Below are 18,344 nucleotides of genomic sequence, written 5' to 3'. Positions count from 1 at the left end.
GAATCGCCTTATTGCTACCTGACATCCAGCATGGGGCTGTACAAGATAAGGCGGGCGATATGCAAGCTGGTCTGGTCATCACTCAGGCTCGCATGATCTACATGAGGTAAATTATTCAAGCCATGCGCCAGGTTGTTTTGCGGGTATCTGGCCCTGGCAATGATATTGAACAGGCTCAGGCACTGGTATAAGTGATTGTGTTCTGCATGTCCGTGATGCGCTTGAGTCAGTTTTTCCAGACAAAAGCTGACTGTATTTTTCTCATGTGTCTGTCCATGCTTATGTTTTACCGACACCGGGAAAGAGACGCTATTTTTATTCATGGTATTCGTGATGGTCTGTAGCCAGCTGCGGGTGGCGACGTCATACACAATACGGCAACTCAGAATATCACCAGGGCTGACCGGCATGCTGGGACCACCAAAGCAGGCTTGCGCAGGTTTTTGCCTGCCACCTGCATGTACATATTGGCCGCATACCCACCAACCGCTATTTGGACCTGGATTATTGCTGGTATTAACGCCAGCGTTTTGCACAGGACTGTAGCTAAGCACCGCCTGCAAGCCTCCATCCATCCATTCAACGCTATTGTCCTGACCGGGACGCAGGCATGGCCACAGATAGGCATGCGCTTTGTCACTGTTCAGGAATGGCACCTGCACCTGTGCCTGTATTGAAATCCAGTTATTCCCTGGCGCGGCGGTAATACTCAGCTTGCTATCTGGTGCGGCAGGTTTTTCGAAGCAGTCTGCACCAGGTTCGGCATGCAGAACAGGCGCGCCAGAAAAAAAGATCACATCACCTGCATGCAAGACGTGATGGTGATACATGATGGCGTAATGCTTAACGTAAAAGAAAAAAGTAATACGGTCATCTGCTGCTGCAAATGCCTTGGCTTCTGTCAGTGTCATGCATTGCATGCGACAAACTTCCAGGTTCCGGCTAGCCTCATCCAGTACGGCCATGCCACTGATTTTTTGCCATTGCAGGCCGGGTTCTTCTGGCGCAAAAATAACCAAAGGATCAAGTTCAGATGAGATGACGATCTTTTTTTCTGTAATCATGTTTTTTCCTGATTTTGTCAGACGCCAGCATTAGTACATTCGGGTTTGATACTGATTACCAATTATCAACCCGTACTGTCGTCACTTTTACGGCGGTGATAATTTGTTTTTATGCTCGTCGTGCCAGCATTGGATTTGTCGGCCTTGCGTCTGTCAAATCCTGTCTTGGCGCCAGCAAACAGGCTGCGGAAACTTTCTATTGCCGCCGCCTCTTCGGCCTCGCTTGGCGTGTGTTCGCCAAACAGATTGGCTTGCAGTCTCAACATGGGCGGCAAGCAGTCCTGAAAAAGCGCAAAGTCACCGACGGGATCAAGTTTCAATAACATCTCTGCATTCGCGAATTGCTGTGCGGGCTTCATACATGACTCCTGGATTAGTGTTGGCATGTGTCAGTGCTCCGGATTATTTGCAAAACAGGGCGTGCTGCATCAATCCCAGATCGAGCATGTCTTGTGCAGTCTTGCCAGGTTTTACTGCAACTTTGCGCAGTTGGGTTTGCGGAGTCGCCTCAGGTGTCGCTTCGGTTTTTTTCTCTTCTTTCAGCGTCACTGTGGTGGACCATGGTGTGTCTTTTGATGCCCAGGTAGTGGCCCACAAGGCATACGGCACTTCCAATACCGATGGCGCAGGTTCTGGCAATGGGCGCAGACGCAAGTGGGTAGAGGTGTGGACGGCAGCAGACCAGGCTGCCTGCGGGTCTTGTGGACGGGTGACAGGTATCTGGGCGATGGTACTGATCCTGACGCGGCCCCAGCTGAGTTTGGCGCGCTCTACATTTTTTTGTATGAGTACACTGCGGGTTTCATTGTAGTAAACGTCGTCGGTCAGCAAACGCATGGCGATATTGCGGGCCAGTCTGGCTTTCAGGGCCATTTTACTGAGCAGCATGAATAACAGCAGATTGAGTGCAATAAGCAAAATTTCTGTGGTGGGCATCGTTCTCTCCTTCAGGTGGCAAGCATGTGGACTCGCCTGATGCTGGTCTATTTGCAAACGCCGTGCCAGCAACGTTTCCCTAGGGAGAGGGCTATTTTTCAAGCCTGATTGACATGTAAAGCATACAAATTTACATTGGCGCTTTACACTGTCGCTTTACATCTGCGACGCCTGCGCCCAAGATTTGCAGCAAACACAATGACCGATACTGATTACACCCTGACCTCACCCCTGGCCAAGCTGGCTGACAATGCGTCTGCCTTGCTGGGGCTGACTATCATCTGGCATCCCGATAGCCAGCGCATAGGTGAGCAATTCATGGCCAGCAATCCTGACGGTTTGGTCGAGATCAATCGCTTCTTGCCGCTATTCCGCCATCCCGCCAAAGAGGGTTTGCCGCTGGGCTATGGCGGTATCTCGCGTGATCCGGTGCGTATCAGTCGCGGTGCCAATGACGACATCCTCATCACCCCCCCTGCCAGCCGCATGGTGGTAGAGGTCAATGGCATAGAGGTTAGCGCGCCTGTGGCGCTCAGCCGTGAACAGATAGAAGCAGGTGCCGTCCTTGGCCTGGGTCGTGCCATCATCATTTGCCTGCACTGGATGCGCTGCCTGCCCAAGCACAATCCTGCCCTCGGCTTCATAGGCGTAGGCAGTGCCGCCATCGTCGCTCGTGACCAGATACGCCAGGTCGCCGGGACTGAGCTGCCCGTCTTGCTGCTGGGTGAAACCGGTACCGGCAAAGAAATCGCCGCGCGTGCCATCCACGCCTATAGCAAGCGTGCCAGTGCAGAACTGGTCAGCGTCAACATGGCCGCCCTGAACGAAGCCCTGGCAGCTGCTGATTTGTTTGGTGCCGTCAAAGGCGCATACACAGGCGCACAAAACGCCCGCAAAGGCTTGTTTGCCGAGGCAGAAGGAGCAACCCTCTTTCTCGATGAGATAGGCAATACTCCAGCCAGCATACAACCCATGCTCTTGCGCGTGCTCGAAAGCGGCGACTACCGCCCGCTGGGTGCCCAGCAAGACCAAAAGTCCAGCGCCCGCCTGATCGCCGCGACAGATCAGGATTTATATAGCGAAGGCTTCAACCAGGCGCTGTTACGTCGTCTGGAAAGTTTCATCATCCATCTGCCACCCCTGCGCGAACGCCGGGAAGATATAGGCGTACTGTTGCTGCATCTGCTCAGCAACAGCAAACTACCGAATGAACTGGGCACCAGCCTGCCGGTAGCACTGGTCAGCGAATTTGCCAATTACGACTGGCCAGGCAATATCCGCCAGTTGTCCCACGTCCTGCGTCGCGCCCTGCTGGCGCTGCAACTGGGAGAAGTGCCGCAACTCGCCAGCCTGGTAAAAACCACCCACCAAACCCCATCCAGCGTGGCACAGGCCAGCATAAGCACAGACAGTAAAATCCCGCAGCCAGCCACACCACGCAAAAAGCTGACCGAACTCAGTGACGATGACGTCCTGCGCGCAATGGAAAACAACGACTGGTATATACAGGGAGCCGCGCAAGAACTCGGTGTCTCGCGCCCATCCATGTACAAGCTGCTCGACAACCACAGCCAGATACGTCGCGCCGAACAGATACCCACAGAAGAAATTCGCCAGTCACTGGAAGCCAGTGCTGGCGATGTAGAGGCTTGCGCCGCCCTATTGAAAACGCCTAGTGAGGCGTTGAGGCGGTATTTGAAGGTGGTAGGTATCTAAAATATCTCGTTCCTATTTTAGATACCTGACTACGAATTAACCTCCACCAGCTTCGACGTCAACTTCAGGATCAGGCAGGTAGAAGAACTCTGAACTCACTACATCACCAGCTGGGTTGGTGAAATCTGCCGTAAATGAGATAGTGAAGCCCCAAAAGCCAAGACTGTCTTCATTCATCGTCATTGTTACACCATCAACTGGGCATGCAGTTTTTGCAGTTCCGACTGCAGCTTTTCCATTTTCTAATTCAGCTTTGCAAATCGCGATAAATGCACTTGCTGTGACTGTTACGGTATTGGCAGGATCAGTGGCCGTACCTTTGAAATTAAAGGTTACAGTATCGCCCACATTAAGCACCCGCTTATTGTTTACTGGGCTTATTGGTGGCTCAGGAGTGAATTTCCCTGTTGCAGAAACAGTAGCCCGATTTTGTGGATTGCCCTGGTTAAAAAATGTTGTGAATGTATAGTTGACTGGATCACTCATATTCAAGTTCTCTATTGGTTGGACTAAACAAATAAGCATGCGTCTCACGATTCATGCTTGCCGTTTCAATAATCATTTCTGATAAAGAAATCTTTACTTCGCAGGCTGATCAGCAAAAACTGTTCCAGTTCATTTTGATTGGTTATTGGTTATTTTTGTATAGCGTGGATCGCGTCTTAAATTGAGTAAATCAGGTTCGGACTCAAGAGATTTCATTGAATAGCCAAACTCAATGGCTTTAGCGATTTCCACAAGTGCATCTTCTCGCTGTCCTAGCAGTTCATAAGCCATACCAACACGAAAATGAACATTGGCATCTTTAGGCCCCAGTTTCAATGCGCGTCCCATATACTCGTTTGCGTTATCTTTATCACTGACTCGTGCGGAATACAGGGCAAAACGAGAAACAAGTGCCATATCATTTGGCGATGCTTGCAGGCGAGGGGTAAGCAATTGACGTGCTTTTTCATATGCTTTTTGAGCTTCATTTTCCCTGCCAGGTATCCAACGCAGACTATCACCAAGATTTGCCCATCCCAGATATTTTGCTGGATTACCTTTGTTGGGATCAACAGCTAATTCAAATGCTTCGGCAGCACCTACATAATCTCGTTTTTTAAATAAAGCTGCACCTAAGTTTGAATATAAAAGGGCACTCGGCCGTATCAGCAATCCTTGCTGGAGGATTTGCATTCCTTCATCATCCCGGTTTTGTTTAACTAATGCATTGTTCAAATTTGCGTACGCAAATACAGAGTCTGGTTGTATTTTTATACTCAACTTAAAGAACTGTTCTGCTTGAGTAAACTTACTTTGTTCAAAATTGGCTATTCCTATTTCTTCTGCAAACAATCTTTCATGCGGGAATTTTTCCAGTCCCATCGAAGCATATTTTATTGCTTCGTCATAACGTTTCATAAGTCTGAGTACTTTTACTCTCCCATAAAAAGCAAAAATGTTATCCGGATCGAACGTCAACGCTTTTTCATAGGTACTCAGAGCTAATTCATTTTTTCCTGACTGTGCCTGTACCCGGGCAATGGCGATATGGCTAAGAGCCAATTTGTCATTGAGTTTTAATGCTTGTTGCGCACTTGCATCGGCTTTTTGTAGCAGCACTTCATCCTGTTTGTCGCTGTCGTAACGAAACGTATAAATTATCGACATACCAGCAACGGCACCGGCTTGTTGCGGATTGCGTTTCAATATCGTCTCAAAGTTTGCTTCTGCCACGTCCAGGCTACCTGGTCTGTCAAATTGCTTTAAAGCCTCAAGCCCCTGTTTCATAGCCAATGATTCTGAAAACGGCTTCAAGGACATCTTGTCAATTTCAAGGTAGGGCGCAGCCTGCCAGGCACCATATCCCAGTGCGACGATGATGGCGCTGACGATGGCAAATCTTTTCGGTGGACTTAATGCTTTCCAGCCTTTGTCAGAGTTACTAGCTGTGTTACCCGCTCCAGAAACAAGCACAGGCACACTCACCAGCCCACGCAATTGCTCAACTACCTGCTGCATGCCGCTCAAGCGTTTCTCGGTCTGCCGTGCCGTCATCGCCAGTACCAGTTTGATCAGCTCTGGCTTGCATCCCACCGGGAATTCCCAGGTATCAGAATTCGATTGCATCAGGGCGGCGGCCAGGGCCAGGCCGCTGGCATTGGCGAAGGGGCGCTGGCCTGTCAGGATTTCGTAAAGGATAACGCCGAGAGCGTAGATGTCGCTTTGGGCGTTGGCCGGGCTGCCCATCATGCGTTCGGGGGCCATGTAGGCTATGGTGCCTTGCGGGTCAAGCTGGCTCATGGACGTGGTGGCCTGGGCATCGGTTTGGGATGCCAGGCCAAAGTCGAGTATGCGGACTTTACCGCCGGGCTCCACCATCAGGTTCGACGGTTTCAGGTCGCCATGGATGAGGCCGCTGGCATGGGCCTCTTGCATGGCTTCGGCGACCTGGCTGATGATGTTGATGGCTTGTTGTTCTGGCAGCGGTTGCTGCGGGTTTTGTTGCAGCAATTGCTTGAGGGTCAGGCCGGGCACCAGTTCCATGACGATGGACTGGCTATTGTCTTCATCCTCAATGGCAAATATCTTGACGAATGCCGGGTGCTTCAATGACGCGGCCAGGCGCGCTTCTTTGAGCAGGTTGCTGCCAGGGGCTGTGCTTTCGGTTGCTTTGAGCTGTTTGATGGCGACAGGGCGGCAGAGTTTGCTGTCCCAGGCTTCATGGACTTGCCCAAAGCCGCCTTCACCCAGACGCTTTTTGAATTCGTAATGTCTGAGGCTGACGCTTTCTTCTTCTGTTTCTGTATTGTCTTTGCTAGCCAGATTGGTATTTTGCATTGGTTTCTTGCATGGTTATTATTTTTTATGCCGCATTGAGCTACATGCAGCTATCTGCCCACGCGAGATAGTTGCTATTCGTAACGAGATGTAACGGCAATAATATAGCGAACTTTATTACAAAACTGTGTACTCACAGTGACAAGCCAATCTATTTTATATGTAAATGACATGTGAATTGACAGTAATTTACATGTAAAAAACCTGCCCGCCCAGTCTTGATGGGTTGGGCGAGATGAGGTGGAAGTTAAATAGTGATCTCAGGCTTGACGATGCTGACTTGTCCTTTGAGCATCTCTATCAATTCGGCCTCAAAACTGGTGGCGAGTTTCTGCTTGATGCTGATACTGATGGTGGTGGATTCGGTATAGGCTAGCTCAGTGACGCTGGCGGCAAATTTGTCGCACAGGCGGCGTACATGGGATTCATCGGCATAGGCGCACACGATGTCCCAGGCGAGCATGTACTCAACTTCTATCAGTTCGGCGACCTTGAAGGCATCAGAAATGGCTTGTCCATAGGCACGCGTCAGGCCACCAGCGCCCAGCTTGGTGCCGCCCCAGTAGCGTACGACCACGGCCAGCACATTGGTTACATCCTTGTGTACCAGCACGTTGTACATGGGTTTGGCGGCGGTACCTGAGGGTTCGCCATCATCATCCAGGCCAGAATCACCAGTACAGATCAGCGCCCAGCAGACATGCACGGCATCCGGGTGCTGTGCACGTATGCTGGTCAGTTGCTGCCGGGCTTCTGTGCGGCTGTTAAGCGGATAGAGCTGGCCCAGAAAACGGCTTTTCTTGATTTCAATTTCGGCAAAAGCGGGGGCAGCGAGCTGGTACATGGGAAGTTTGTATGGGGTAAAGCCGCTATTTTGGCGGCTAATTGGGCTTGGGTATACATATACTGCAACGTTGTTGCCTGAGGCATAGTCCTGAGGTCTGATGTATATCAAGCGACTTCGTTCTCAGGCAGCTTATCTTTGATGTTTGGATAGCTACAGGAGCAAGAACATGCCTTCCACTCCGGAGACCGCTTTGAAGCAGGCAGCCAGTCGCGCCTTGCGTCTGATGGACCTGACCAGCCTGAATGAGGACGACACCAGGGAAAAAATCACTGCCTTGTGTAATGCCGCCAGCAGTGCAGAAGGGCAGGTAGCAGCTATATGCATTTATCCACGCTTTATTCCGCATGCCAAAAAGGTGCTGCGTGATTTTGGCACGCCAGGTATCAAGGTGGCGACAGTGGTCAATTTCCCCCATGGTGAGGTGGACGTAGAGATTGCCATGGCCGAGACCCGTGCTGCCATCGCCTATGGTGCGGACGAGGTGGACCTGGTTTTTCCCTATGCAGCGTTGATGGCGGGAGATACAAGCACTGGAGCAGAGATGGTCAGGGCCTGCAAGGCGGCCTGCGGCGACAAGCTCCTGAAGGTGATCATAGAGAGCGGTGAGCTCAGGACGGCAGCCTTGATACGTGCTGCCAGTCTGATAGCGATCACGGCAGGGGCAGACTTTATCAAGACCTCAACAGGCAAGGTGGCGGTGAATGCCACGCTGGCAGCAGCGGAAACCATGCTGACTGTGATCAGGGAAACCGGTGGTCATTGTGGCTTTAAGGCGGCAGGCGGGGTCAGGACGGTGGAAGAAGCTGCAGCCTACCTGACACTCGCGGATAACATCCTGGGCCAGGATTGGGTGAGTCCTTCGCATTTTCGCTTTGGTGCTTCCAGTCTCTTGAATAATTTGCAGGCTTGCGTGAACGAAGTACGAGTACAAACCAAGGCAGGATACTGAGATGTTTCTGGTACAAGAGCTGATACGCAAGAAGCGCGAGGGGCAGATACTGGATCAGCAGGAGATACAGGAGTTGGTCGCCGGCATAGTCGATGGCAGCATATCGGACGCGCAATTGGGGGCGTTTTGCATGGCGACCTGCTTTCAGGGCATGACAGCGGATGAGGGTGCCGCATTGACATTGGCCATGCGTGATTCTGGCAAGGTCTTGCACTGGGATGACATGGATTTATCCGGTCCGGTGGTGGACAAGCATTCTACTGGCGGCGTTGGCGATTTGGTATCGCTGGTGTTGGCGCCCATGGTGGCGGCTTGTGGCGGCATCGTCCCCATGATCAGTGGGCGCGGCCTGGGCCATACCGGTGGTACGCAAGACAAGCTGGAAGCCATACCCGGCTATTGCACAACACCTGAGCTGGCGCGCTTTCGCCACGTGGTAAAAGAGTGCGGCATGGCCATCATAGGCCAGACTAGCGACCTGGCACCGGCTGACAAACGCCTGTATGCAATACGCGATGTGACAGCAACGGTGGATAGCCTGCCTTTGATTACTGCATCCATTTTGTCAAAAAAATTTGCGGCGGGGCTGGATGCCCTGGTCATGGATATCAAATGTGGCAATGGTGCGCAAACGCCAGGGCTGGTGCAGGCACAGGCATTGGCAAAGAATTTGATAGATACTGCCAACGCGGCGGGTATGGCTTGCTCGGCCCTGATTACCGACATGAGTCAGCCGCTGGCACCCAGCGTTGGCAATGCCCTGGAAATAAGTGAAGCGCTAAGCTATCTGCGTACTGACACTTGCCCGCAACGCCTGCACCAGACGGTATTAGTACTGGGTGCTGAGATGCTATTACTTGCTGGTCTGGCAGCAAATTCTCTGGAGGCGCAGGTGCGTTTGCTGGATGTCCTGCATAGTGGCAAGGCGGCACAAGTGTTTGAGAGATCTTGCGCGGCCTTAGGTGGACCAGCTGATTTGCTGGACAATTACGCCAGCTATTTGCCCCGCGCTGCCTTGCAACAGGTGGTCTTTGCTCCTGCTGGTTTATACCTGAACGCCATGGACACCCGTGCCATAGGTATGCTGGTTTTGCAATTAAGTGCTACAGGTAAGGGCAAACGGGACGCCAGCACGGGCTTGTGCCAAATGGCTGAACTGGGCCAACTCATGGACAGCGATATTCCGCTAGCTATCATCCACGCCACTGATGCAGATAGCCTGGCGCTGGCCAGCAAGAACCTGCTGGCCGCTTGCACATTTGGAGAATCAGCAGTGCCACGACCACAGCAATTACGGCAAAGCACGCGTGGCAGTTTGTGCTCGACTGTACCCGCCTTCAATACAGAAATAGCATGACTACTCCGCATATCAATGCCGCTCCCGGTGACTTTGCCGAAATCGTCCTGATGCCGGGTGACCCCCTGCGTGCCAAGATGCTTGCCGACCAATGGCTCAGCGATGCCCTGCTGGTGAATACCGTGCGCAATATGCTGGGTTATACCGGTTGGTATCGTGACCAGAAAATTTCCGTGCTGGCACATGGCATGGGCATACCTTCCATCAGTATTTATGCGACAGAGTTGATACGCGAATATGGCGTAAAAAAACTCATCAGGTTGGGCTCTTGTGGTGCCCTGCGGGGCGATATGCAATTGGGGGATGTGATCGTCGCCATGGGTGCAAGCACCGACAGCAAGGTCAACCGCATGCGTTTCATGGATCATGATTTCGCAGCAATTGCCGACTATGCCTTGCTGGCCAGGGCCGTAAACACGGCTCATTACTTGCGCAAACCTGTCAGGGTGGGTAATGTGTTTTCTGCTGACCTGTTCTATAGCGCGCAGCCACAGCTATTCGACATCATGGAAAAAATGCAGATACTGGCCGTGGAAATGGAGCTGGCAGGTTTGTATTCGGTGGCAGCCGAGCATGGTGTGCAGGCACTGGGTTTGCTGACCGTGGCAGATCACCTGCGTAGCGGTGCGAGCATGACAGCAGAACAAAGGCAAAACAGCTTTGGCGATATGGTAGAAATTGCACTGGAAAGCTGTTGTGCCCGGGATTGATGGCCTTGCAAGTCTTACTGGATGACGAAGTTTTCAAAAAACACATCGGTCACACCGTCATGCTCTTTCAGTTCCAGCGTCTTGTTAACGCCATTCTTGATTTCTTCCATCAACTGATGTTTGCCGTCCAGGCTTTGCAATTGCTCACCCTCTTTGCTACTCAGTAGCAAGATCAGCGTATGTCTGACTTTGGGCATGAACATTTTGATCTTGTCGCTGACTTCAGCGCTGGCTATTTGCAGCGCCATACTGAGTTGCAAATAGCGTTCAGTACTGGCTAAATTGACAGTGAAAGCTTCCAGTTTTGCAGTAGAGGCAGCACCCGCTGCGCCAGCATCCTTGCCTCCAGAATTGGCGAGAACCACACCGGATGACAGATTGAGGGCGAGACAAAGCAGGAAAGGGACTAAGTGTTTTTTCAGTATCATGTTTTATCTTTTGCCAATGTTTGCTCAAGAAAAATCTATATTTTTCAGAAGCTTACCGCATTGCAGCAAAACATACTGTTAAACAACTTAAAGGAGCTGAACAGTGCCATGATGCTTTATGCGATAAGCCCGCCTGATATGAAACTAAAGTTTCTTATCAGGCGGGCTTATGCAAATTACATACCTGGCTCAGACTTCTTCAGATCCGCCCCAGAATTACACTGTCAAAGGCTTGTAACGGATGCGTTTTGGTTTGGCACCTTCTTCACCCAGACGTTTTTTCTTGTCGGCTTCATATTCCTGATAGTTGCCATCAAAGAAGCTGACTTGTGAATTGCCTTCAAACGCCAGGATATGGGTGGCGATACGATCCAGGAACCAGCGGTCATGGGAAATAACCATGACACTGCCGGCAAATTCCAGCAAGGCATCTTCCAGCGCACGCAGGGTTTCCACATCCAGATCATTGGATGGTTCATCCAGCAGCAAGACATTGCCGCCTTGCAGCAAGGTTTTTGCCAGATGCAAACGGCCACGTTCACCACCAGACAGGTTGCCCACGATCTTTTGCTGGTCACCGCCCTTGAAATTGAAGCGGCCAAGGTAGGCGCGTGAAGGCATTTCAAAACGGCCTACCGTCAAAATGTCGGCACCGTTTGCCACATCTTCAAACACGGTCTTGGTATTGCCCAGGTCTTCACGTGACTGATCAACCAGCGAGATTTTTGCAGTCTGGCCGAGTACGACTTCACCGCTGTCCGGTGTTTCCAGACCCTTGATCATCTTGAACAAAGTCGATTTACCAGCACCGTTAGGGCCGATGATACCGACGATAGCACCAGGAGGGATCTTGAAGCTCAGGTTATCGATGAGCAGGCGGTCACCAAAGGCTTTGCTGACGTTCTTGAATTCAATAACTTCATTACCCAGGCGCTCGGCCACAGGGATGAAAATCTCCTGGGTTTCATTACGCTTCTGGTATTCATGCTCACTCATTTCATTGAAACGGGCCAGACGCGCCTTGCTCTTGGCCTGACGCGCTTTCGGGTTCTGGCGTGACCATTCCAGTTCTTTTTGCAGTGCTTTCTGGCGCGCAGATTCAGTGGCTTCTTCCTGCTTCAGGCGTGCTTGTTTCTGGTCCAGCCAGGAAGAGTAATTGCCTTTCCATGGAATGCCATGGCCACGATCCAGTTCCAAAATCCATTCAGCAGCATTGTCGAGGAAGTAGCGATCATGGGTAATCGCCACCACGGTACCAGGGAAACGCAACAGGAATTGTTCCAGCCAGTCTACCGATTCAGCATCCAGATGGTTGGTCGGTTCATCAAGCAAGAGCATGTCAGGCTTGGACAGCAACAATTGGCATAAGGCGACGCGGCGTTTTTCACCACCGGACAAAACGCCGATTTTGGCGTCCCATGGTGGCAGGCGCAGCGCATCGGCGGCCATTTCCAGTTGCAGTTCTACATTGTCGCCAGATGATGTAGAGATAATCGCTTCCAGACGTGCCTGTTCATTGGCCAGCGCATCAAAGTCTGCATTTTCTTCAGCATAGGCTGCATACACTTCTTCCAGCTTGGCCTTGGCTTCAAATACTTCGCCCAGGGCAGATTCAACTGCCTGGCGCACGGTTTGTTCTGGATTAAGCTGCGGTTCTTGCGGCAGGTAACCGATGTTCAGGTTGGGCATGGGCACTGCTTCGCCCTGTATGTCTTTATCTATACCTGCCATGATTTTCAGCAGGGAAGACTTGCCTGAGCCGTTCAGACCCAGCACGCCTATCTTGGCGCCAGGGAAGAAGGACAGGGAAATATCTTTCAGAATTTGACGCTTCGGCGGGACGATTTTGCCGACGCGATTCATGGTGTAGACGTAATTAGCCATTTTTCTTGATTTTTCATAGGGAATAAGAATGCCTGCAAGGATACCTCAAGCTGGCACAGGACGGAATATTTAGCTAAAAAAGACGCGTATGCTGCTCCGCACCAAAGTTGATATAACTCAAGTCCCTTCCAGCAGTGTGGATTTACACTTTATTCATCACTGTTGATAAAAGAGGAAATGAAAATGAAAAAGCTTGTTATCGCACTCTCCCTGGCAGCTATCGGCTTCACGGCAAGTCAGGCAATGGCTCAAGAACAGAGCCCATGGCAAGTGCGTGCCCGTGTCGTCAATATCAGCCCTGCAAATAGCTCTGATCCTGTGGGTGGCGTTGGTGCTGCCGATCGTATTACGGTGACCAGCAAGGAAATCCCAGAAGTCGATATTACGTACTTCTTTACACCAAACTGGGCGGCTGAACTGATACTGACTTATCCGCAAAAACATGATGTCATGCTGGATGGCGCCATCATTGGCAGCTTCAAACATTTGCCACCGACATTGACTGCGCAATACCATTTTATGCCTGGAGCTAAAGTCAGCCCTTATGTCGGTGCTGGTGTCAATTACACCCGCATCTCCGATGTAAACCTGCTCAAAGGTGCGGGTGGCCTGGAGAGCAATAGCTACGGTCTGGCAATACAGGCTGGCGTGGATTTCAAACTCGACAAAAACTGGTCCTTGAATCTGGATGTAAAAAAAGTGCAGATCCGCAGTGACGTGACGATCAGTGGCGCTAAAGTCAGTGCAGTCAAGGTTGACCCATGGCTGGTAGGTGTAGGCGTAGGCTATCGCTTCTAAGGAAAGCGGACATACGCAAACCGCCCCAGCTGCGTTGCAGCACCTTGCCGTACTAAAGTACTGTCTGCGGAGCTGCACCTTGCTGGGATGGCTTTGCGTAAGTCCTAGTTTAAAAGAGTGAGCTGCCACATTTCCCCTTTCTTCTGTGAAAGGGGATTTTTTTTGGGCGACGGTTTTTCAGTCCGCCATCACCGTGCTAATTCGCACACCAGCGTTCGTTGACGAACGGATTTACCTCCATCCGACTATCATTTTCTTTGGAGTTTTTTTGTAAGCAACTGATTTTAAACGACTTTGTTTAAATCGTTACGGCAGGCACGGCGCTTGCAAACCTGATCCGCAATTTACTTAGATCAGGTTTCAACATGGATCAGGCTCTCAGCCACGACACACTCAAAAAGCGCAGGCGCAAGACCATCTTGCTGCTTGCTGCTGCCGCCATTTTTGTGACAGGCGCAGTATGGGCAGTGAATCGCATCATCAGTCCTGGTGTCAGCCTTGGCGAAATTCGTGTCGGCCAGGTACATACAGGTGCCATCGACAACACCATCAATGCGGCAGGCGTTGTCGTCCCTGTTCACGAAGAGCAATTGTCCAGCCCCAACCAGTCACGTATCAGCAAAGTCATTGCCAAGGCGGGCCAGACAGTGCGCGCAGGTGAACTGCTGATGGTACTGGATGATCACACCATCCGCCTGGCGATCGACAATTTGCGTGAACAGATTTCCCAGCAAGACGTCAAGGGACAATTGCTGGCGATGGAGATGGAATCCAACCTCAAAAAAATTGCCAGTGAAATTGAGCTGCTGGAACTGGATTTGCAGAGCAATAAAGTCAAACTGGCACGTTACCAAAAACTGGGGCCCATAGGCATTACTTCTGCAGTTGATTTGCAAGCGGCAGAGCTGGCAGTCAAGCGCAATGAAGTGCAACTGCGCCAGCACAAAGAAACCCTGACAGATACCCGTCGCACTACGCAAAGCAATATCGAGGCTGCACGCCTGCAAAAATCCATCTTCCAGAAACAGATGGAATTGCAGCAGAGATTGTTGGAACAAACCCAGGTCAAAGCCCCATTTGATGGCCTGTTGACCTGGATGCTGGCTGACGAAGGTGCCAGCCTGAATACCGGGCAACTGATTGCCAAGGTATCTGAACTGAATAACTTCAAGGTAGAAGCCACTGTCTCTGATTTTTATGCGCGTTACCTCAGTTCTGGTCAAAAAGTGCGGGTTGAATACAGCGGACAAATCATGCCAGGTGAAGTACAAACCATTTTGCCCGAAATACAAAACGGCACCGTGAAGCTCATCGTCGTACTGGATAAGGCGAACCACCCTTCACTGAGGCACAAACTCAGGGTGGACGTGAATATCATCACGGAACAAAAAGCACGCAGCCTGATCGTTGAAAACGGGCCGGCGATAAACGGCAAGGGCAGGCAGGATGTGTATGTGCTGGAAAATGGCAAGGCAGTAAAGCGCAGCGTAGAAATTGGCCTGGGTGACAGCAAAATGGTGGAAGTCTTGCAGGGTGCAAAAGAAGGCGACAGGCTGGTGATTTCAGATATCAGCAATTTCAAGCATTTGAGCAGTTTCAGAGTATCTCAGTAGACCACAATAAGAATTCAACAAGGAAGCAATCATGATCAAACTGGAAAACGTCAGTAAAACCTATCAGACCGATAAGGTCGAAACCCTGGCTTTGCGGGATATCAATCTGCATGTGAAAAAAGGAGAGTTTGTTTCCATCATGGGCCCCAGCGGCTGCGGTAAAAGTACCTTGCTCAATTTAATCGGCCTGCTGGACAGGCCAGGCAAGGGCAAGATTGCGGTTGATGGTGCTGAGATGAAAACCTGGCGCGATAAGGAACTGGCCAGCATGCGTAACCGCACCTTCGGCTTTATCTTTCAGAGCTTCCACCTGATCAATGATCTGCGTGTCATCGATAATGTCGAGCTACCTTTGCTATACCGTTCCAGCAGTGCCAAAGAACGCCGCCGTCTGGCAGAAGAAGCGCTGGCCCGGGTGGGCCTCTCTGCGCGCATGGATCATTATCCCAATCAGTTATCTGGCGGTCAGCAACAGAGGGTGGCTATCGCCCGTGCCATGGTTGGTCGCCCCAGTGTGTTGCTGGCGGACGAACCGACCGGTAATCTGGATAGCCAGATGGGGGCTGAAGTCATGGACATCCTGCTCAAACTCAGTCATGAAGGTACGACCGTGGTTATGGTCACGCATGATGAGCGGCAAGCCAAACAGGGTGGTCGCATAGTCCGGGTATTTGACGGCCAACTGGTGGCTTAGGAGCAAGGCGATGTTAAAGAATTATTTCCAGATTGCCTGCAAGGTATACATGCGGCGCAAATTGTTCACTGCCATCAACCTGCTGTGCATTGTGCTGACCATGGTGGTATTGCTGACGGTGACGGCTATCTTGCAAACGACTTTCTATCCAAAGGGCGTGGAAGGCAAAAGTGAAAGGTTTTTGCAAATCAGTACGATCACTCAGGCCAGCAAAAACAATACGAGGAGAAGCCCATTGGGCTATAAGGTCATTGATCAGTATTTGCGTAAAATGAAAACAGTGGAGAAGGTCGCCGCAGTGACCGGTCCTGAACCTGTTTCTGTCTATCAAAAAGACAGTGTCAATGAAATCATGATGCGTCGCGCTGATGCTGAGTATTGGCAGATAATGGACTTCAAGCTATTGTCCGGACGAGTGCCGACTGAGGATGATGTCAAACAGGGGCGTTTTGTGGCCGTCGTCAATGAGAGCACGGAAAAAAAATTGTTTGGAAGTGAAGCCGCACTGAGCAAGAAAATCAATACTGGCGGACAGCAGTTTGAGATCATCGGTGTAGTGGAAGACGTGCTGCATCTCAATGCTTACGCGGATATCTGGGTTCCGGTAAGCACTTTCCCTACGTCAGAATACCGTGAGCAATATTCAGGGGATTTCAACGCCCTGCTGATGGGCAAGAGTGCTGCAGATTTGCCCTTGATAAAGGATGAGCTTTTACAGGTTGTCAAACAAATCAATGCGGATGAACCAACGCATTGGGACCATACCTACATGTGGGCAGACAGCAAACTGGACTTCTTTGCCAGAGGCATACTGAGTAAGGATGAGGTCGCTGATTCAGGCGCACCACAACTAGTGGCCGGAATCGTGTTCGCCATGTTGCTCTTCATGCTTTTACCTGCTTTGAATCTGATCAATCTGAATTCTGGCCGCATCATGGAGAGAGCCGCCGAGATTGGGGTGCGCAAGGCTTTCGGTGCAAGTAATCGTGAACTGGTCAAGCAATTCGTTATCGAAAATATCTTGCTTTGCCTGTTTGGTGGCGTCGTGGGCCTGATCTTCACCAAACTGACCCTGGCCTGGCTTAGCAATGCAAATCTGGTACCTTACATGAAAGTGGATCTGAGCTTTGCGGTGTTCGCCTACGGTTTTGTGATTGCCATCGTGTTTGGTGTTTTGTCCGGCGTCATCCCCGCGTGGAAGATGTCACGCCTTGATCCCGTGCTTGCCCTGAAAGGAGCTGCATAATGTTTTTCCACATACTCAAACCTATCTGGAAACGCAAGTTCAAGAACTTGCTGCTGAGCCTGGAAATTCTTTTGGCTTTCTGTGTCGTATTTGGGCTGGCGCTGATGACTGCACGTTATTTTCAGTTGTACCATTTACCTGTGGGATTTGAATACCGGGATGTGTGGTCAGTCAAGATGCTGAGTCCGGGAGAGCTTAATCCAAGAAATGATCCTCTCGTGACAGAAAACTTCCAGCGTAGTCTGGCCGCTTTGCCTGAAGTGGAGCAAGTTGGTTTCATCAATTATTCTCCATATAGTAATGCCACCTGGCGCTCTGATCTGTACCTGCCTGGCAGTAAATCTGAATATAAGGTGAACATGACCGAAATGGCAGATGAAATTCCTGCCCTTCTGAACATGAAATTGCTGGATGGGCGCTGGTTCTCGGCAGAGGACGAGGGCAGACCAGAAAAAGCCATCATCATTAACAAGAAACTGGCAGACAGCATGTTTCCTGGCAGGAGTGCGGTCGGACAGTTGGTTGCAGATACTGAGCCGGGCTCTAAAAATGTCCAATTGTTGCGCATTACAGGTGTGTTTGAAGATTTCCGTAATAAAGGTGAATTCATGGCACCGACAAACTTTTCTATCATGCGTTTTTCCAAAGCAACCGGGGACAGGCGCATGGACGTTGTCCTGATCAAAGTCAAGCCAGGGACATCAAGAGCCTTTGAAGAAAAACTGAACCAGCAATTGAAACTCATACGCAGTGACTGGGGTTACAGGATTTCACCGCTGACAGATATGCGTCAGTCAAAAATGACTGAAGACACCATACCTCTGATGATACTGGCTGTCATTGCCGTTTTCTTGCTCATCATGGTCGGTTTTGGTTTGTTTGGCGTACTCTGGCAAAATACCACGCAACGTATTCCCGAGATAGGCTTGCGTCGGGCTATCGGTGCGAACAGCAGGCATATCTATCAGCAAATCGTCAGTGAGCAATTGTTGCTGAGTTCCATTGCCATGCTGGTAGGGATGGTATTCCTGATACAACTGCCCCTGACCGGAGTTTTGGGTGATGCCATTAACTGGACGGTATTCATTACCGCTACCTTGATCTCTGTGGCGGTGATCTATGTTATTTCTACACTGTGCTCTTTGTATCCGGCCTGGCGTGCCAGCCGTCTCAGCCCGACGGAAGCCTTGCATTACGAATAAAATTATTCTTGATCACAGACCAAAACGTTTAAGATAGCTGGCAAGCTTCACACTCAGGGGTGTGAAGCTTGCATTTC

The 18,344-nt window shown here is 50.8% G+C and carries 17 protein-coding genes; 9 read left to right on the top strand and 8 right to left on the bottom strand.

Annotated features, from left to right (window positions below; genetic code table 11):
- Positions 1-14: 14 nt before the first annotated feature.
- The 3 genes from AC07OI_RS01080 to AC07OI_RS01070 form a co-directional block, all read right to left on the bottom strand.
- Positions 15-1,064 (bottom strand): hypothetical protein, encoded by a 1,050-nt coding sequence (locus AC07OI_RS01080; RefSeq protein ID WP_495256003.1) that lies wholly within the window; start codon positions 1,062-1,064, stop codon positions 15-17.
- Between the two features lie 65 nt (positions 1,065-1,129).
- Positions 1,130-1,423, bottom strand: coding sequence for a hypothetical protein (locus AC07OI_RS01075; RefSeq protein WP_492703823.1), 294 nt, complete (start codon positions 1,421-1,423; stop codon positions 1,130-1,132).
- Between the two features lie 43 nt (positions 1,424-1,466).
- Entirely contained in the window at positions 1,467-2,000 is a 534-nt protein-coding gene (locus AC07OI_RS01070; protein ID WP_495256002.1) for a hypothetical protein, read from the bottom strand.
- 198 nt (positions 2,001-2,198) lie between these two features.
- On the opposite strand from AC07OI_RS01070, the gene AC07OI_RS01065 reads away from it, so the two are divergent.
- Positions 2,199-3,716, top strand: coding sequence for a sigma-54-dependent transcriptional regulator (locus tag AC07OI_RS01065; RefSeq protein ID WP_492703821.1), 1,518 nt, complete (start codon positions 2,199-2,201; stop codon positions 3,714-3,716).
- A gap of 36 nt (positions 3,717-3,752) precedes the next feature.
- Here the strand turns inward: AC07OI_RS01065 and AC07OI_RS01060 are convergent, their stop codons facing one another.
- The 3 genes from AC07OI_RS01060 to AC07OI_RS01050 all read right to left on the bottom strand — a co-directional run bounded on the left by AC07OI_RS01060 (position 3,753) and on the right by AC07OI_RS01050 (position 7,383).
- Positions 3,753-4,202, bottom strand: a complete 450-nt coding sequence (locus tag AC07OI_RS01060; RefSeq protein ID WP_492703820.1) for a hypothetical protein — start codon at positions 4,200-4,202, stop codon at positions 3,753-3,755.
- Between the two features lie 129 nt (positions 4,203-4,331).
- Positions 4,332-6,539 carry a protein kinase domain-containing protein gene (locus AC07OI_RS01055; protein WP_495256001.1) on the bottom strand — a complete coding sequence of 736 codons (2,208 nt, stop codon included), beginning with the start codon at positions 6,537-6,539 and terminating at the stop codon, positions 4,332-4,334.
- 247 nt (positions 6,540-6,786) lie between these two features.
- Positions 6,787-7,383 carry an IMPACT family protein gene (locus AC07OI_RS01050; RefSeq protein ID WP_495256000.1) on the bottom strand — a complete coding sequence of 199 codons (597 nt, stop codon included), beginning with the start codon at positions 7,381-7,383 and terminating at the stop codon, positions 6,787-6,789.
- Positions 7,384-7,552: 169 nt separating this feature from the next.
- On the opposite strand from AC07OI_RS01050, the gene deoC reads away from it, so the two are divergent.
- Genes deoC through deoD form a run of 3 tightly spaced genes read left to right on the top strand, consistent with a single transcriptional unit; the run spans position 7,553 to position 10,402 of the window.
- A complete protein-coding gene (deoC, locus tag AC07OI_RS01045; RefSeq protein WP_495255999.1) occupies positions 7,553-8,335 on the top strand; it encodes a deoxyribose-phosphate aldolase in 783 nt (260 codons plus the stop codon).
- A 1-nt stretch (position 8,336) separates the two neighbouring features.
- A complete protein-coding gene (deoA, locus tag AC07OI_RS01040) occupies positions 8,337-9,692 on the top strand; it encodes a thymidine phosphorylase (RefSeq protein ID WP_495255998.1) in 1,356 nt (451 codons plus the stop codon).
- Entirely contained in the window at positions 9,689-10,402 is a 714-nt protein-coding gene (gene deoD / locus AC07OI_RS01035) for a purine-nucleoside phosphorylase (RefSeq protein ID WP_495255997.1), read from the top strand. The genes deoA and deoD overlap by 4 nt, the downstream gene beginning before the upstream one ends.
- Positions 10,403-10,416: 14 nt before the next feature.
- On the opposite strand, the gene AC07OI_RS01030 is transcribed toward deoD, so the two are convergent.
- Together AC07OI_RS01030 and ettA are read right to left on the bottom strand one after the other, a co-directional pair.
- On the bottom strand, positions 10,417-10,830 hold the full coding sequence (locus tag AC07OI_RS01030) for a flagellar basal body-associated FliL family protein (protein ID WP_492703814.1): 414 nt from the start codon (positions 10,828-10,830) through the stop codon (positions 10,417-10,419).
- 216 nt (positions 10,831-11,046) lie between these two features.
- A complete protein-coding gene (gene ettA, locus AC07OI_RS01025; RefSeq protein WP_492703813.1) occupies positions 11,047-12,714 on the bottom strand; it encodes an energy-dependent translational throttle protein EttA in 1,668 nt (555 codons plus the stop codon).
- A gap of 183 nt (positions 12,715-12,897) precedes the next feature.
- On the opposite strand from ettA, the gene AC07OI_RS01020 reads away from it, so the two are divergent.
- From AC07OI_RS01020 to AC07OI_RS01000, 5 genes are all read left to right on the top strand, one after another.
- Positions 12,898-13,512, top strand: a complete 615-nt coding sequence (locus tag AC07OI_RS01020; protein ID WP_492703812.1) for an OmpW/AlkL family protein — start codon at positions 12,898-12,900, stop codon at positions 13,510-13,512.
- 365 nt (positions 13,513-13,877) lie between these two features.
- Positions 13,878-15,125 carry an efflux RND transporter periplasmic adaptor subunit gene (locus AC07OI_RS01015; protein WP_495255996.1) on the top strand — a complete coding sequence of 416 codons (1,248 nt, stop codon included), beginning with the start codon at positions 13,878-13,880 and terminating at the stop codon, positions 15,123-15,125.
- Positions 15,126-15,156: 31 nt separating this feature from the next.
- Entirely contained in the window at positions 15,157-15,819 is a 663-nt protein-coding gene (locus AC07OI_RS01010) for an ABC transporter ATP-binding protein (protein WP_492703810.1), read from the top strand.
- Between the two features lie 10 nt (positions 15,820-15,829).
- On the top strand, positions 15,830-17,065 hold the full coding sequence (locus tag AC07OI_RS01005) for an ABC transporter permease (protein WP_495255995.1): 1,236 nt from the start codon (positions 15,830-15,832) through the stop codon (positions 17,063-17,065).
- Positions 17,065-18,267, top strand: a complete 1,203-nt coding sequence (locus tag AC07OI_RS01000) for an ABC transporter permease (protein WP_495255994.1) — start codon at positions 17,065-17,067, stop codon at positions 18,265-18,267. The genes AC07OI_RS01005 and AC07OI_RS01000 overlap by 1 nt, the downstream gene beginning before the upstream one ends.
- Positions 18,268-18,344 lie beyond the last annotated feature (77 nt).

This window comes from Undibacterium sp. GW821-FHT07F11, assembly GCF_059418665.1.
This window is presented reverse-complemented; position numbering and strand designations above follow the sequence as displayed.